General features: G+C 65.9%; 13 protein-coding genes. 7 read left to right on the top strand and 6 right to left on the bottom strand.

Annotated elements, in window-relative coordinates:
* Window positions 1–9 precede the first annotated feature (9 nt).
* A complete protein-coding gene (gene miaA, locus V2S85_RS01090) occupies window positions 10–990 on the bottom strand; it encodes a tRNA (adenosine(37)-N6)-dimethylallyltransferase MiaA (RefSeq protein WP_330701030.1) in 981 nt (326 codons plus the stop codon).
* Window positions 991–1,051: 61 nt separating this feature from the next.
* On the opposite strand from miaA, the gene serB reads away from it, so the two are divergent.
* On the top strand, window positions 1,052–1,876 hold the full coding sequence (serB, locus tag V2S85_RS01095; RefSeq protein ID WP_330701031.1) for a phosphoserine phosphatase SerB: 825 nt from the start codon (window positions 1,052–1,054) through the stop codon (window positions 1,874–1,876).
* A 101-nt stretch (window positions 1,877–1,977) separates the two neighbouring features.
* Here the strand turns inward: serB and V2S85_RS01100 are convergent, their stop codons facing one another.
* Both V2S85_RS01100 and V2S85_RS01105 read right to left on the bottom strand, forming a co-directional pair.
* Complete coding sequence (locus V2S85_RS01100) at window positions 1,978–2,439, bottom strand: GreA/GreB family elongation factor (RefSeq protein ID WP_330701032.1); 462 nt, start codon at window positions 2,437–2,439, stop codon at window positions 1,978–1,980.
* Window positions 2,436–4,319, bottom strand: a complete 1,884-nt coding sequence (locus V2S85_RS01105; protein ID WP_285018382.1) for an ABC-F family ATP-binding cassette domain-containing protein — start codon at window positions 4,317–4,319, stop codon at window positions 2,436–2,438. Before V2S85_RS01105 ends, V2S85_RS01100 begins: the two co-directional genes overlap by 4 nt.
* Before the next feature lie 392 nt (window positions 4,320–4,711).
* Between V2S85_RS01105 and V2S85_RS01110 the strand changes: the two genes are divergently transcribed.
* The 5 genes from V2S85_RS01110 (at window position 4,712) to V2S85_RS01130 (ending at window position 9,203) form a co-directional block, all read left to right on the top strand.
* Window positions 4,712–5,023, top strand: a complete 312-nt coding sequence (locus V2S85_RS01110; protein ID WP_330701033.1) for an FtsB family cell division protein — start codon at window positions 4,712–4,714, stop codon at window positions 5,021–5,023.
* Window positions 5,024–5,197: 174 nt separating this feature from the next.
* Window positions 5,198–6,265, top strand: coding sequence for a pyruvate dehydrogenase (acetyl-transferring) E1 component subunit alpha (pdhA, locus tag V2S85_RS01115; protein ID WP_008833484.1), 1,068 nt, complete (start codon window positions 5,198–5,200; stop codon window positions 6,263–6,265).
* A 1-nt stretch (window position 6,266) separates the two neighbouring features.
* Window positions 6,267–7,643, top strand: a complete 1,377-nt coding sequence (locus V2S85_RS01120; RefSeq protein WP_330701034.1) for a pyruvate dehydrogenase complex E1 component subunit beta — start codon at window positions 6,267–6,269, stop codon at window positions 7,641–7,643.
* A 349-nt stretch (window positions 7,644–7,992) separates the two neighbouring features.
* Complete coding sequence (locus V2S85_RS01125; protein WP_330701035.1) at window positions 7,993–8,682, top strand: hypothetical protein; 690 nt, start codon at window positions 7,993–7,995, stop codon at window positions 8,680–8,682.
* A 68-nt stretch (window positions 8,683–8,750) separates the two neighbouring features.
* The gene (locus V2S85_RS01130; RefSeq protein WP_330701036.1) at window positions 8,751–9,203 is read left to right on the top strand and encodes a hypothetical protein; all 453 of its coding nucleotides are present in this window, start codon (window positions 8,751–8,753) and stop codon (window positions 9,201–9,203) included.
* A 100-nt stretch (window positions 9,204–9,303) separates the two neighbouring features.
* Here the strand turns inward: V2S85_RS01130 and trmFO are convergent, their stop codons facing one another.
* Window positions 9,304–10,695: a methylenetetrahydrofolate--tRNA-(uracil(54)-C(5))-methyltransferase (FADH(2)-oxidizing) TrmFO gene (gene trmFO, locus V2S85_RS01135; RefSeq protein WP_330701037.1), complete on the bottom strand. Its 1,392-nt coding sequence runs from the start codon at window positions 10,693–10,695 to the stop codon at window positions 9,304–9,306.
* Between the two features lie 81 nt (window positions 10,696–10,776).
* Between trmFO and V2S85_RS01140 the strand changes: the two genes are divergently transcribed.
* Window positions 10,777–11,427, top strand: coding sequence for a hypothetical protein (locus V2S85_RS01140; protein WP_330701038.1), 651 nt, complete (start codon window positions 10,777–10,779; stop codon window positions 11,425–11,427).
* A 715-nt stretch (window positions 11,428–12,142) separates the two neighbouring features.
* Here the strand turns inward: V2S85_RS01140 and V2S85_RS01145 are convergent.
* Both V2S85_RS01145 and gyrA read right to left on the bottom strand, forming a co-directional pair.
* A complete protein-coding gene (locus tag V2S85_RS01145; RefSeq protein WP_330701039.1) occupies window positions 12,143–12,484 on the bottom strand; it encodes a DUF952 domain-containing protein in 342 nt (113 codons plus the stop codon).
* Complete coding sequence (gene gyrA, locus V2S85_RS01150; protein ID WP_330701040.1) at window positions 12,481–15,216, bottom strand: DNA gyrase subunit A; 2,736 nt, start codon at window positions 15,214–15,216, stop codon at window positions 12,481–12,483. Before gyrA ends, V2S85_RS01145 begins: the two co-directional genes overlap by 4 nt.
* Window positions 15,217–15,362: the final 146 nt, after the last annotated feature.

Here is a 15,362-nt window from a genome sequence, read left to right on the forward strand (position 1 = left end):
TATGTCAGGTCAACCCGGAAAGCGCAATAAAATATCATTTATGGCATTTGAGTTGTAATTTTCACATTGCAGGCGATGCCAATCCGCAGGGGGCTGGTGCCTCAGCCACGTAAATTGGCGCTTGGCGTAGTTGCGCGTCGCCTGCGATCCGCGTTCGATGGCGGTTTCCAGCGGCCATTCGCCCTTTATGACGCCCGCGAGTTCCGGGACGCCGATGGCGCGCATCACCGCGAGGGCGGGGTCGAGATCGCGGGCGAGGAGTGCCTCCACTTCCGCCAGGGCGCCGCGTTCGACCATGCGCTCGAACCGCAGGTCGCAGCGCGCATAAAGCCACTGGCGCTCGGGCAGCAGAATCGCCGGGTGAAGCGCGACCGCGTGGCCGATGCCGCCTTCGGTCTGTGTCTGCCAGTGCGTGAGGCCGTGGCCGGTGGAGCGCACGACCTCCAGCGCGCGTGCGACGCGCGTGGTATCTGCCGGGGAGAGGCGGGCGGCGCGCTCGGGGTCTTCGACGAGGAGGGCAGCGTAGGCCTCGGCGACGGGCAGGGCACGCACCGCCTCGCGGATGTCCGGATCGATCGCGGGGATCGGCGCGATGCCGTCGAGGAGAGTACGAATATAAAAGCCGGTGCCGCCGACGAGGATCGGCACCGCGCCCTCGGAATGAACCTGCGCGATGGTCGCGGCTGCCGCGCGCGCCCAGTCGGCTGCGGAGCAGCTTTGTGCACCGTCCCAGGCACCGAACAGGCGGTGCTCGATGCCGCCCATGTCGTCTTCGGTCGGGCGCGCGCTCAGGACCGTCAGGTCGGCGTAGACTTGCGAGCTGTCGGCATTGACCACCACCGCGCGGCGGCCCCGGCGTTCGAGTTCCTGTGCCAGGGCGACCGCACAATCGCTCTTGCCGCTGGCGGTCGGCCCTGCGATGAGCGCCAGCGGCGGCCGGTCTCCGGCTGAGATATCGTATGGCGCATCAAGGGAATTCGCAGTGCTCATTGCCCGGCTGATAGCAGAACCGGATCATCTTTCGACCAGTCTCGAAGCCGCGAAAGCGCAAATGGCTGAAGGCGGCGTGCGGATCGCGGATGCGACGATGCTCGATTTCTGCGGGCAGACGATGCAGATCGACTCGCCTGATGATAACGCCGAAGTCCTGCGCGCCGCGCTCGACGCGCATTTCGGCACGACCGACGGCCTCGTCACCGCCGATGAACCGGTGGTGCCCAAGGTGTTCATCTCCGACATGGATTCGACCATGATCGGGCAGGAATGCATCGACGAACTCGGCGATTTCGCAGGACTGAAGGAGCGCATCGCCGACATCACCGAGCGAGCCATGCAGGGCGAACTCGACTTCGAGCAGGCGCTGCGCGAGCGTGTCGGGCTGCTGAAGGGGCTCTCCACCAGCGCCATCGACGAATGCCTCGCCACGCGCATCCGGCCGATGCCGGGTGCGAAAGTGCTGGTCGAGACGCTCAAGAAGCTGGGCTGCCGCACCGTGCTGGTGACCGGCGGTTTCCATCACTTCGCCGACCCCGTGGCAGAGATGCTGGGCTTCGAGCATGTCGTCGGCAACCGTCTCGAAGTTGCGGACGGCAAGCTGACCGGCGGCCTCGTCGGCGGGATCGTCGATTCGTCGGTGAAGCAGGCGACGCTGCTGGCCGAACTGGAAGCGCTCGGAAACCTTGGGGGCGAGGGTGTCACCAGTCTCGCCACGGGCGACGGCGCGAACGACATTCCGATGCTGGAGACGGCGACGTACGGCATCGCCTATCACGCCAAGCCCAAGGCGCGCGCGGCCTCGAACGGCTGGATCGATCGCGGCGACCTGACCAGCGTGCTGCGTCTGCTTGGCATCCCCGAGAAGGACTGGGTGCGCTAAGACTATCCCCTCGTCATTGCGAGCGAAGCGAAGCAATCCAGGGCAGCACCACGACGCTCTGGATTGCTTCGCTTCGCTCGCAATGACGAGAAGTTTGCGGGTTATCCCGCGTTGACTTCCAGAACTTCGATCGCCTCTTCCCGGCCGTTGAAGTCCACGAAATCGCCCGCTTCCGCGCCCAGCAACGCCTTGGCGAGCGGGGCGACGAATGCCAGCCGGTCGTGCGCCGGATCGGCCTCGTCATGGCCGACGATGACGATCTCGCGCGCCTTGCCCCCCAGCATGAAGCGCACGCGGCTTCCGAAGCGGACGATGCCGCCCTCCGGCACCGGCTGCACTTGCGCCGTGCCGAGCCGGGCCTGCCAGTAGCGCAGGTCCCGCTTGGCGGCGTTGAGGGCGGTCTCCTCGGTCAGCGCGGCAACGTGCGTCTCCAGTTCCGAGATCTTCCCGGCGATCAGTTCACGGCCGCGCGCGGTGACGAGATTTGGCCCGGGCGGGATCGGCACCTCGAACTTGGGTTCCAGATGCTCCTCGTCCCCGTCGCGCCGGAAGGCGACGCTCATTTCCCGCGGCCCATCAGGGTTTCGAGTTCCTCGTGGACCTCCAGCCATTCGGTCTCGGCCAGTTCGAGGGCCTCTGCCGCCGTGCCGTGCAGCTTGCCCAGCGCGCCTACCGCGAGGCCCTTGAGGTCGCCCTTCGCCGAGGCCGGATCTGCCAGCGCGTCGAGCAGGCTGTCGACGTGAGCTTGCGCCCGCTTCATGCGCGTCTCGGCCGCCGTCACCTTCTTGCGCAGTGCCTTCAGTTCCTCGCGCGCGATGGCGCCGCTCTTCTTGACCGGCGCATCGCCGCCCTTGGCTGAGACCGTCTCGACCTTGGGCTGGTTCCGGCCGAGCACGAAGTCGATGTAGTCCTCCATCGACCCGTCGTAGTTCTCCGCCGTGCCGCCCTCGACCAGCACCAGCCGGTCGGCGGCCAGTTCGACCATGTGACGATCGTGGCTGACGAGGATCACCGCGCCCTCGAACGAGTTGAGCGCCTGCACCAGAGCCTCGCGCGCATCGACGTCGAGGTGGTTGGTCGGCTCGTCGAGGATCAGCATGTGCGGCGCGTCGCGCGTGACCAGCGCCAGCGCCAGGCGCGCGCGCTCACCGCCCGAAAGCGTGCCGGTCACCGCCGTGGCGCGGTTGCCGGAGAAGCCGAAGCGGCCGAGCTGCCCGCGCACCGCGAGCGGCGGCTTGCCCTCCATCGCGCGGGTCATCAGTTCCAGCGGGGTGGAATCGCCCGGCAGTTCCTCGACCTGATACTGCGTGAAGTAGCCGATGCGGATCTTGGGCGAGAAGGTGATCCCGCCCTCCATCGGCTCCAACTGGCGCGCGAGGAGGCGCGCCAGCGTGGTCTTGCCGTTGCCGTTGCGGCCGAGCAGCGCGATGCGGTCCTCGGGATCGATGCGCAAGTTGAGGCGGCGCAGGATCGGCTTGTCCTCGACGTAGCCCACGGCGGCGAGGTCCAGTGTGATCAGCGGCGGGCGCAGTTCGTCGGGGCTGGGGAAGTCGAAGCTGAGCGACGCATCCTCGGCCATGGCCGCGATCGGCTGCATCTTGGCCAGCATCTTGGCGCGCGACTGCGCCTGCTTCGCCGTAGATGCGCGCGCCGAGTTGCGCGCGACGTAATCGGCCAGCTTCTTCTTCTGCGCTTCCTGGTTGGCGCGCGCGGCGGCGGCCTGGGCGGCGCGTTCGGCGCGAATGCGCTCAAAGCTGTCGTAGTCACCGGGATAGAGCGTCAGCTTGCCCTGCTGCAGATGCAGGATGTGGTCGACCACGGTGTTGAGCAGGTCGCGCTCGTGGCTGATAACCAGCAGCGTCTTGGGGTAGCTCTTGAGGAAGTTCTCCAGCCACAGCGTCGCTTCAAGGTCGAGGTGGTTCGACGGTTCGTCGAGCAGCATCACGTCGGGCTCGGAAAACAGCAGCGAGGCGAGCGCGACGCGCATCTTCCAGCCACCCGAGAAACTGTCGAGAGGGCGCGCCTGCATCTCCTCGTCGAAGCCGAGGCCGACGAGGATGCGCGCTGCGCGGGCAGGGGCGGTGTAGGCGTCGATCGCGATCAGCCGCTCGTGCACGTCGCCGAGGCGGTTGGGATCGGTGCACGTCTCGGCCTCGGCCAGAAGTGCGGTGCGCTCGGTGTCGGCTTCTACCACTGCCTCGAATGGGGTTCGGGTGCCGTTGGGTGCCTCCTGGGCAATGTAGCCGAGACGCGCACGGCGCGGCATCTCGACCGAACCGCCGTCGGGATCGAGTTCGCCGATGATGGTCTTCACCAGCGTGGACTTGCCGGCGCCGTTACGGCCGATCAGGCCGATCTTGCCGTTCTGCGGCAGCGTGGCCGACGCGCCGTCTAGGATGGTGCGGCCGCCAAGGCGCACGGTGATATCGCGAATGCTCAACATGGCGCGAGCGCCTAGCAGGCTTGGCGGGAAAGCGGAACAAGATCAACAGAAGGAATCTGGGGCCATCGCCCCAGACCCCCATACCGTCGTCGTTGTGCGTGCGGCCTTGTCAGCCAAGATGACGCCGAAGGCTATTTTGTCTTCCACCTCACCGTCGGGCGTAAGGATGCGTCGCGCGTGACCTCGACGGTATACGGGGTGCAGGGGTGGTAAACCCCTGCATCGTTAGGTGCTCTTAATGTCGTCTAGTTAACACTTGACGCGGCGCCAAACTTATCAACACGAAACTTTGCCGGAACGTTTCGCGCATTTCTCCTCCACCTGTCGCAAACCGCGGGAATCCTTTAGAGTTTGGTCTTGCAACCCCGAATCACTTGTGATTCAAGCGACATATGCGAACCGTGCGACAGGACACCAACATAGCCAAAGAGCGTCTCGTGAAGGGTCTTGCCCTTGCGCTGCTTTTGCTCATGGGACTGTGGTGCGTCGCCGGACCCAGCGGTCTCCTGGCCTGGGGTGAGAACCAGCGTCTCCTCGAGCAGCGTCAGGCGCAGTTGGAAGATCTCAAGGGCGACCGCGACCATCTCAAGAATCGTGTCGCCCTGCTCGATCCCAGGAAGATGGATCCCGACCTCGCGGGCGAACTGGTGCGCAGCAACCTGAACGTTGCACGTCCCGACGAAATGGTGATGCAACTCCCCTGAGGTCTCGCGCGTTGCCTCTCGTTGGAGAGATGTCGCAATGCCGTTTTTTGCAAACCTCGTTGCAAAAAAGTCCACGTTCGAAGCCCGTTTTCGAGCCTGCGCGCTTTCGCTTTGGCTGCGTCCTTCCTATACCGCCCTCACTGAAACGATCGCACCAACGATGGGGAGCACCCGTTGCCCAAAGCAAAGACCCCGGCAGTAGAAACCGCTGCCGTAGAAGAGGATTTCGCGCTCCACAGCCTCCAGGAAGCCCTGGATGCGGACAAGCGCTACAAGCCTTCCAAGGAAGAGCTGCTTCATTTCTATGAGCAGATGCTGCTCATCCGCCGCTTCGAGGAAAAGGCCGGCCAGCTTTACGGCCTCGGCCTGATCGGCGGCTTCTGCCACCTCTACATCGGCCAGGAAGCGGTGGCCGTGGGCCTGCAGTCCGCGCTCGACAACGACAAGGACTCGGTGATCACCGGCTACCGCGATCATGGCCACATGCTCGCCTACGGCATCGATCCCAAGGTCATCATGGCCGAGCTGACCGGCCGCGAAGCCGGTATCTCGAAGGGCAAGGGCGGCTCGATGCACATGTTCTCCGTGGAGCATCGCTTCTACGGCGGCCACGGCATCGTCGGTGCGCAGGTCTCGCTCGGCGCGGGTCTGGCGTTCGCGCACAAGTACCGTGAAGACGGCGGCGTTGCGATGGCCTACTTCGGCGACGGCGCGGCCAACCAGGGCCAGGTCTACGAGAGCTTCAACATGGCGGCTCTGTGGAAGCTCCCGATCATCTTCGTGATCGAGAACAACGGTTACGCCATGGGCACCGCCGTGAAGCGCGGCTCGGCCGAGACGCACTTCCACCGCCGCGGCACCGCGTTCCGCATTCCCGGCATGTCGGTGGACGGCATGGACGTTCTCGAAGTCCGCAAGTCGGCCGAGATCGCGCTGGAATACGTGCGCGCGGGCAACGGTCCGGTTCTCATGGAGCTGAACACGTACCGCTATCGCGGCCACTCGATGTCGGACCCTGCGAAGTACCGCAGCCGCGAGGAAGTCCAGGGCGTGCGCGAAAAGCGCGACCCGATCGACCACGCCAAGACCGAACTGCTGGCCATGGGCGTGACCGAGGAAAGCCTCAAGGAAGTCGACAAGCGCATCCGTGCGCAGGTCGCTCAGTCCGCCGACTTCGCCGAGAACTCGCCGGAGCCCAGCGCCCCCGAACTGTATACCGACGTCCTGGTGGAGAGCTACTGAGATGGCGATCGAACTGAAGATGCCCGCTCTCTCCCCGACGATGGAAGAGGGCAAGCTGGCCAAGTGGCTGGTCAAGGAAGGCGACGAGGTTTCCTCGGGCACCATCCTTGCTGAAATCGAAACCGACAAGGCGACGATGGAATTCGAATCCATCGACGAAGGCACCGTCGGGAAGATCCTCGTCGCCGAGGGCACCGAGGGCGTGAAGGTCGGCACCGTGATCGCGATGCTGGCGGGCGAGGGCGAGGACGCCTCCGCCGTCGAAGCGCCCAAGGCTGAAGCCAAGGCCGAGGAAGCGCCGAAGTCGGAAGAGAAGAAGCCTGCAGAAAGCGGCACCGCCAATCTCGCCAGCGATCTCAAGACCGCACGCGACCCGCAGCTGCCGCATGGCACCAACATGAAGACCTCGACCGTACGCGACGCCCTGCGCGACGCCATGGCCGAGGAAATGCGCCGCGATCCGCGCGTCTTCGTGATGGGCGAGGAAGTCGCCGAGTACCAGGGCGCCTACAAGGTGACCCAGGGCCTGCTCGAAGAGTTCGGTCCCACCCGCGTCATCGACACGCCGATCACCGAGTACGGCTTCGCCGGCATCGGCACCGGCGCGGCGATGGGCGGTCTGCGTCCGGTCATCGAGTTCATGACGTTCAACTTCGCCATGCAGGCGATCGACCACATCATCAACTCGGCCGCCAAGACCAACTACATGTCCGGCGGCCAGATGCGCTGCCCGATCGTGTTCCGTGGTCCCAACGGCGCGGCCTCGCGCGTGGGTGCGCAGCACTCGCAGAACTACGGTCCGTGGTACGCCAATGTCCCCGGCCTCGTGGTCATCGCGCCGTATGATGCCTCGGATGCCAAGGGCCTGCTCAAGGCGGCGATCCGTTCGGAAGATCCGGTGGTGTTCCTCGAGAACGAGCTGGTCTACGGCCGTTCGTTCGAACTGCCCGAGCTGGACGATCACGTCCTGCCGATCGGCAAGGCGCGGATCATGCGCGAAGGCAAGGATGTGACGATCGTGTCCTACTCGATCGGCGTCGGCCTCGCTCTCGAAGCAGCCGAGCGTCTGGCCGAAGAGGGCATCGACGCCGAAGTCATCGATCTTCGCACCCTGCGCCCGCTCGACAAGGAAACGGTGCTCGCCAGCCTTGCCAAGACCAACCGCATGGTCGTGGCCGAGGAAGGCTTCCCGGTCTGCTCGATCGCCTCGGAAATCATCGCGATCTGCATGGAAGACGGCTTCGACAACCTCGACGCGCCGGTCGTGCGCGTGTGCAACGAGGACGTGCCGCTGCCTTATGCCGCGAATCTCGAAAAGCTGGCGATCATCGACGCCGACCGCATCGTCGCGGCGGTGAAGAAGGTCACCTACAAGTAATCTCCTTCGCCTTCGGGCATTGAGATGATGCGCGGGCGGCGGTGTTTCGGCACCGCCGCCCGTGTTCGTTTTCGGGCCTTCACGCGGAGGTGCGGAAAAGAAGGCAGAGTGGTTCACGCAAAGGCGCGAAGAGGGGGTCGCCCGGCGCCGCAGGCATTCCTCTTTTCTGAGCCTCGCGTCACATGCGGCGAAGAACCGAAAGCGGCTTCGCTGCAGGCACTGCACCTTCGCGCCTTTGCGTCTTTGCGTGAACCACCCCTTCTTCTCCTCCGCCCATCCGCGTGAAACCTTCGGCCGATCCGCACCCGCAAGGTTGCCTAAGCAGCGGCGCACCGACTAGGGATGCCGCGTGACCGACTCCCAAGCCCCCACGATTTCCGCCTCCAACGAGGACATCCTCGTCCAGTCGCTGCCCACGGTATCGCGCCTGGCGCTGGTCTATGCGCCCAAGTCCGCGCGTGAGCAGACGCTGGCGCTACTGGCGCTCGATGCGCGCCTTGCCCATCTGCTGCGGCATTCTCGTGAGCCGATGATGGCGCAGCTCCGCCTGGCATGGTGGCGCGAATCCCTCGGCCAGTCCGCTGAGCAGTGGCCCCAAGGCGAACCGCTGCTGGCGCTGCTGAAAAGCTGGAACGGCCATCACGGCGGTCTCGCCGCGCTCGTCGATGGTTGGGAAGCCATGACCGGGCCCGCGCCGCTTTCCGCCGAAGCGCTCGAGACCATGGCGCAGGGCAGGGGCGAGGCCTTCGCCGCGCTGGCCGATGCCCTCGGCCGGAGCCGGGACCGCGAGGCCGCACTGAAGCTGGGCCGCGCCTGGGCGCTCAACGATCTGGCGATGCGCCTCGGCCATGTCAGCGAGCGCGATACCGCGCGCGAACTCGCGCAGGCGAGCAGCGGAGCGCGCGTGTCCCGTCCGCTGCGGCCGCTGATGGTGCTGCATGGCCTTGCCGCGCGGCGTCTCGCCAAGGGTGACGAATCCGGCGCGACGTCGCCTGCTGCCATGCTCAAGGCGATGCGGCTAGGCCTTCTGGGCTTCTGATTGCAGTGTTGTAATTTCCGCTGGAGCAGGGGGCGGTTCTAGGATCGCGGGGTCATGGATATCGCGCAATGAATCGCTTCCTGCTTGGCGGCCTCGCCGTCTTCCTGCTTCTGGGTATCGGCCTGTTCTGGTGGCAGGGCCACGCCGAGGTGAAGGCCGCCGCCCCGCCGGCGGCGGCGATGGCGACCGAACCGGCTGCGCTCCCCAGTGCCGATGTCGGCGACATGGTGGGGCCGGATTTGCCCGAATCTACTGAGCTGAGCCGCGAACAGCGCCGCTTTGGGCGCTACGATCGCGACCGTGACGGACGGATTTCACGCAACGAGATGCTTTCGACGCGCTCGGACATTTTCCGAAAGCTCGACAAGGACGGTAACAATCTGCTGACCTTCGAGGAATGGGCCGTGGCCACCGTCGACAAGTTCGATGGGGCGGACGCGGATCGCGACGGCTATCTCACACCTGCGGAGTTCCGCAAGACGGCGCCGCCGCCCAAACCCAAGGCGAAGTGTTCGTGTTGATTTTTGCGGTCGGGTGGTGCCCACCCCGCTGCGACTAACTCGCTACGCTCGCAAGTCTCGCTGCCCCTCCCGCAAGCGGGAGGGGATAAGCGCAGACATCTCATTCTCCTCCCGCTTGCGGGAGGGGGCAGGGGTGGGCCGCACCAGTTTCAGACCGCCATCTTTCCAACCACGGCGCGATCTCGGCCTTGGCGCGCTCGGTGTAGGCTTCCTTGCGCTGCTTCTTCTTCACGTCGTGCAGCGGCGGGAACAGGCCGAAGTTGACGTTCATCGGCTGATAGGTCTCGGCCTCGGCATCGCCGGTGATGTGCGAGAGCAGGGCGCCCATCGCGGTTGTGCGCGGCGGGGCCTGCCATTCGCGGCCGGCGAGGTCAGCCGAGGCCATCAGGCCCGCCATCAGGCCGACGGCGGCGCTTTCCACATAGCCCTCGCAGCCGGTGATCTGCCCGGCAAAGCGCACGTTCGGCGCGGTCTTCAGGCGCAGGGTGCGGTCCAGCAGCACCGGCGAATTGAGGAAGGTGTTGCGATGCAGGCCGCCGAGCCGGGCGAACTCGGCGTTTTCGAGGCCGGGGATGGTGCGGAACAGGCGCACCTGCTCGGCGTGCTTGAGCTTGGTCTGGAAGCCGACCATGTTCCAGATCGTGCCGAGGTTGTTGTCCTGCCGCAGTTGGACCACCGCATAGGCCCAGCGGCCGTTCGGGTGCTCGGGCGTGGCCCAGTGCGGGTTGTCGAGGCCGACTGGCTTCATCGGACCGAAGCGCAGGGTGTCGATGCCGCGTTCGGCCATCACCTCGATGGGCATGCAGCCGTCGAAGTAGGGGGTGTTTGCCTCCCACTCCTTGAACGCGGTCTTCTCGCCTGCGACCAGACCGGCGTGGAAGGCCAGGTACTGGTCTTTGGTCATCGGGCAGTTGATGTAGTCCTTCGTCTCGCCCTTGTCCCAGCGCGAGGCCATCCAGCACACGTCCATGTCGATGGTGTCGCGGTAGACGATGGGGGCGATGGCGTCGAAGAACGCGAGGCTGTCGGCGCCGGTCGCCTTGCCGATCGAGCCGGCCAGCGCCTCTGCGGTCAGCGGGCCGGTGGCGACGATCACCGGCGCATCGGCGGGCAGGGCGTCGATGCGTTCGCGCACGATCTCGACGTTCGGCAGGGCGGCAAGGCGCGCCTCGACTTCGGCGGAGAAGATTTCGCGGTCCACTGCCAGCGCTGACCCTGCGGGCACTTCGGCCTTGGCGGCGGCGCCCATGATGAGCGAATCGCACTGTCGCATTTCGTGATGGAGCAGGCCCACCGCGTTCTTCTCGTGATCGTCGGAACGGAACGAGTTCGAGCAGACCAGTTCGGCGAGGCCGTCGCCCTGATGGGCCGGGCTGCGTTCCCCGGTCCCGCGCATTTCCGAAAGGCGCACCTTGAAGCCCCGGCGGCCGAGCTGCCATGCCGCTTCGCTGCCGGCGAGGCCGCCGCCGATGATGTGGATCTGATGGGTCATGCTGGCCGCCTAGACCCTATCGCGGCGATGGAAAAGCCCTGCGGCATCTGTCATGGCAATGCGGCAACCCCAGGAGGATGAATGCCGCACCGCGCCCTGATCGAACGCCGTCCCTGGCTGCTGGCGAGCATCGTCCTCGCCGTGGCATGGGTATGGCTGCGCGGGAGCACCCTGCCGGGGCTTTACCTGATCGTGCTGAAGGGCGCGCCGCTGGCTTTGCTGGCGGTCTATGCGGTGCTGCGGCATCGGGGGAACGACACGCGCTCGCTGGCGGGGATGCTGGCGCTTGAGGCGGTCGGCTCGGCGCTGTGGTATGATGTCCCGGTGATCGGGTTGAACGCCATGCTGATCGCCTTCCTGATCGGCCTTTCGCTGTTCCTGATGCACCGCCGTGCGGTGATGGACGGCGGGCGCAAGGTGGCGGCGCTGGCGCTGACGCTGGGGACGCCGCTGCTGTGCTTCTTCGCGGCGGACCGGGCGGGCGTAGGCGTGCCGCTGTTTCTCGGCCTCGCCCTGGGCGGTATGGCGGCTTCGGCGTGGATCAGCACGTTTGCGCGCTCGCGCGTGGGTCTGGGCGCGGCGCTGATCGTGGCGGGGGTGGTGCTGGAGATCGCAGCCTCTGGCGGCAGCGCCCTGCTGGCGATGGTGGCCTGGCCGTTGTTCTACATCGGCAACCTGGTGCTGACGACCGGGGTGACCGGAGAACTGCGCATGCGCGGAGAAGGGTTCTGACGGCGGCGGGGAGGGCGCTTCGACGGAACTGAAGACCTGTTCTCAACCCGCTCGGGCTGAGCTTGTCGAAGTCCCTGCGGCGCGCGCTGTGCTCGCAATGACGAGGTCATACGACAATGCCCGCTGGCGAGTGCGGGCCTAACGCCGGGGGAAGATCAACGCATCCGAGAACATCGGGTCGGCGCCGGGAGCGTCCAAGCTGGGACGCGGGGGTTTGTTTTCCACCTGCTCTGGCGAGCGGCCGGGTAGCGGTGGTCAGCCCGGCTCGACCTGCATTCCATCGAAGTGTCCCATGTGGCCGTCTGTTAGGGCTCGCAGCGTTATCAGCCGATGGCTATCCGGCGGGGCCTTCCAATGTCCTGCCGTGTGTCGCAGGAACGTATGGACGACGCTTTCCAGTAGCTCGGGGGCACTTCGGGTCTTCGAACGGACGCGTGGTTTGCGCGATCGCGGCTTGAAACCGCATCCCGGCCCACGACGCCGACCCGATACACCGGGGCGATGTGATCTGCACCGCTCCGGATGCTGGGGCATATAACCCATGTGGTTATAAATGTCAAGATGATGCTCAAGCAACGTCGTCATCCCGGACTTGATCCGGGACCGTGGGCAAGACTTTAGGCGCACCCTCGCGTCAGGGCGCTCCAACGGGAGATGTCGTCTAAAGAATTGCCCACGGTCCCGACATGCGCCGGGATGACGATCAATCGATCAATCAGTGCGGAAGCTGCAGCGCTCCGTCCGCGTCGCGCAAGGCCGGGCCGTGCGCGATCACCGCCGACAGCGGCAGGTCGGCATAGATGTGCGGGAACAGCGCTCCGCCGCGCGAGACTTCCCATTTCACCGTGTCGCCCAGCGCGGTCAGATCGACGGCGGCGACATGCAGGTCGTCCTGTCCGGCGAAGTGCTTGTCCAGCGTGCCTTGCGCCTGATCGGCGGTGGACATGTGGATGTAACCATCCGCCAGATCGACCGGGGCGCCGGTAAAAGTCCCGTCAGCGAGCAGCCGCGCAAGCTGCTCGCCGGTCAGGATTTTATACGCGACCGTATCGCTCACGCTTCGGCTTCCGGAACCTCCGGCGCGGCCCCGTCGGCCACTGGGGTCTCGACTTCCGGTTCCTCGTCCAGCCGCACGGCGCTGACGACGTGCTCGTTTGCCGAGACGGTGAACAGGCGTACGCCCGCCGAACCGCGACCGATGACGCGCAGCGAATCGAGCGGCAGGCGGATCAGCTTGGCCTGGTCGGTCACCAGCATCAGTTGCTGAGCGCGGGTGGCCGGGAAGCTGGCGACGACAAGGCCGTTGCGGCCGATGTTGTCGATATTGGTGATGCCCTGGCCGCCACGACCGGTGCGGCGGTATTCATAGGCCGAGGACAGCTTGCCGTAGCCGTTGGCGCAGACCGTCAGGATGAACTGTTCGCGCTCTTCCAGCTCGGCCATGCGCTCTGCGGACAACGTGGACTCGCCCTCCTTGTCGCCCTTCCACGGGGCGAAGCGCAGGTACTGCTCGCGGTCTTCGGCATCGGTGCCGACGCGGTGCAGGATCGAGAGCGAGATGACTTCGTCGTCGCCCTTGAGGCTCATGCCGCGCACGCCGGTGGAGGTGCGGCTCGTGAATTCGCGCACGTCGTCGCCGGGGAAGCGGATCGCCTTGCCCTGGCGGGTGGCGAGCAGCACGTCGTCGCTGGCCTCCAGCAATGCCACGCCGATCAGGCGGTCGTCGCTGCCTTCGTCGAAGCGCATCGCGAACTTGCCGTTGCTGGGAATGTTCGCGAAGGAATCCATGGAGTTGCGGCGCACGTTGCCCTTGGCGGTGGCGAACACCACCGACAGCGCGCTCCATTCCGTCTCGTCCTCGGGCAGGGCGAGCACGGTCTGGATCGTCTCGTCCTTGTCGAGCGCCGGCAGCAGGTTGACGATCGGGCGTCCGCGCGTGGTCGGGCCGCCTTCGGGCAGCTTGTAGACCTTGAGGCGGTAGACCTTGCCTGCGGTGGAGAAGAACAGCACTGGGTTGTGGGTGGAAGTGACGAACATCGTCGTCACCGCATCCTCGTCCTTCGTCGCCATGCCGGCGCGGCCCTTGCCGCCGCGGTTCTGGGCGCGGAAGGCGGAGAGGGCGGTGCGCTTGATATAACCGTCCATGGTCACCGTGACGACCATGTCCTCGCGCTCGATCAGGTCTTCGTCGTCGATGCCGTCGAAGGCGGCGGTGATCTCGGACAGGCGCGGGGTGGCGTAAGCGTCGCGCACGACCTGCAGTTCCTCGCGCATCACGCCGTAGAGCTTCACGCGGTCGGCCAGGATCGACAGGAACTCCTCGATGGCGATGGCGAGTTGCTTGAGTTCGTCGCCGATCTCGTCGCGGCCCAGCGCCGTCAAGCGGTGCAGGCGCAGGTCGAGGATCGCCTTCACCTGCACTTCGGACAGGCGGTAGATGCCGTCGGCGGCTTCGGCCTCGGGCTCGATCGCCTCGACCAGACGGATGTACTGCGCGATGTCGCCGATCGGCCATTCCTTGGCGAGCAGCTTGGCGCGGGCGTCGGCCGGATTGGAGGCGCCGCGGATGATCTTCACCACCTCGTCCATGTTGGACACGGCGACGACGAGGCCGAGCAAGATGTGCGCCCGGTCGCGCGCCTTGTTCAGCTCGAACTTGGTGCGGCGGGTGATGACCTGCTCGCGGAACTGGATGAACGCCTGCAGGATGTCGCGCAGGGCCATGATCTCGGGGCGGCCGCCGCGGATCGCCAGCATGTTCGCGGCGAAGTTCGACTGTGCCGGGGTGCTGCGCCACAGCTGGTTGAGCACGACTTCTGGCGAGGCGTCGCGCTTGAGGTCGATGACCACGCGCACGCCTTCGCGGTTGGATTCGTCGCGGATGTCGGAGACGCCCTCGATCCGCTTGTCCTTGGCGGCCTCGGCGATCTTCTCGACCAGATTGGACTTGCCGACCTGGTAGGGGATCGAGGTGAGGACGATCGAGCGCGAATCCTTGCGGCTGCCGCGCCCTTCCTCGACATGGCTGCGGCAGCGCTGGATGATCGAGCCGCGTCCGGTGGTGGCGGCAAGCCGGGCGCCATGCTGGCCCAGGATCAGCGGCGCGGTCGGGAAGTCCGGGCCGGGGATGATCTGGAACAGTTCCTCCGAGGTGATCCCCGGATTGTCCATCATCGCGAAGCAACCGTCGATCACTTCGCCCAGGTTGTGCGGCGGGATGTTGGTCGCCATGCCGACCGCGATGCCGCCCGCACCGTTGACCAGGATGTTCGGGAAGCGCGCCGGAAGCACCGTCGGCTCCTGACGCGAACCGTCGTAGTTGTCGGCGAAGTCGACGGTGTCCTTGTCGAGATCGTCGAGCAGCGAATTGGCCACGCGGGCAAGGCGCGCTTCGGTATAGCGCATCGAGGCCGGCGGATCCGGGTCCATCGAGCCGAAGTTGCCCTGACCGTCGATCAGCGGCACGCGCATCGACCAGTCCTGCGTCATGCGCGCAAGGGCGTCGTAGATCGCGCTGTCACCGTGTGGGTGGTAGTTGCCCATCACGTCGCCGACGATCTTGGCCGACTTGCGATAAGGACGCCCGGCGACGAAGCCGCCTTCCTGCGAGGCATAGAGGATGCGGCGGTGCACCGGCTTCAGGCCGTCGCGCACGTCGGGCAGGGCGCGGCTGACGATCACGCTCATCGCGTAGTCGAGGTAGCTGGTCTTCATCTCGTCGACGATGTCGACGCGGGTGAATTCGCCCTCGGGGCCTACGGGCTGGATATCGTTGATGTCGTCGCTCACGCGGGTTGGATCGCTTTTGCTACGGAAGAAGAATGATGGACCGCACTAGGCCATGCGCCGGGGGAAAGCCACCGGAACCGCCGTGCGTGAGCGGCGGTGCAGGGCGTTTTCCACATATAACGATGCCCCTGCGCGAGGGAACCTGA

Origin of the sequence: Novosphingobium resinovorum (assembly GCF_036352595.1) — a bacterium.
In the GTDB taxonomy this organism is placed as follows: domain Bacteria; phylum Pseudomonadota; class Alphaproteobacteria; order Sphingomonadales; family Sphingomonadaceae; genus Novosphingobium; species Novosphingobium resinovorum_B.

Coding starts and splice junctions, on each gene's coding strand:
- miaA (WP_330701030.1), bottom strand. CDS start 990: ATGAGCACTGCGAATTCCCTTGATGCGCCATACGATATCTCAGCCGGA.
- serB (WP_330701031.1), top strand. CDS start 1,052: ATGGCTGAAGGCGGCGTGCGGATCGCGGATGCGACGATGCTCGATTTC.
- V2S85_RS01100 (WP_330701032.1), bottom strand. CDS start 2,439: ATGAGCGTCGCCTTCCGGCGCGACGGGGACGAGGAGCATCTGGAACCC.
- V2S85_RS01105 (WP_285018382.1), bottom strand. CDS start 4,319: ATGTTGAGCATTCGCGATATCACCGTGCGCCTTGGCGGCCGCACCATC.
- V2S85_RS01110 (WP_330701033.1), top strand. CDS start 4,712: ATGCGAACCGTGCGACAGGACACCAACATAGCCAAAGAGCGTCTCGTG.
- V2S85_RS01120 (WP_330701034.1), top strand. CDS start 6,267: ATGGCGATCGAACTGAAGATGCCCGCTCTCTCCCCGACGATGGAAGAG.
- V2S85_RS01130 (WP_330701036.1), top strand. CDS start 8,751: ATGAATCGCTTCCTGCTTGGCGGCCTCGCCGTCTTCCTGCTTCTGGGT.
- trmFO (WP_330701037.1), bottom strand. CDS start 10,695: ATGACCCATCAGATCCACATCATCGGCGGCGGCCTCGCCGGCAGCGAA.
- V2S85_RS01140 (WP_330701038.1), top strand. CDS start 10,777: ATGCCGCACCGCGCCCTGATCGAACGCCGTCCCTGGCTGCTGGCGAGC.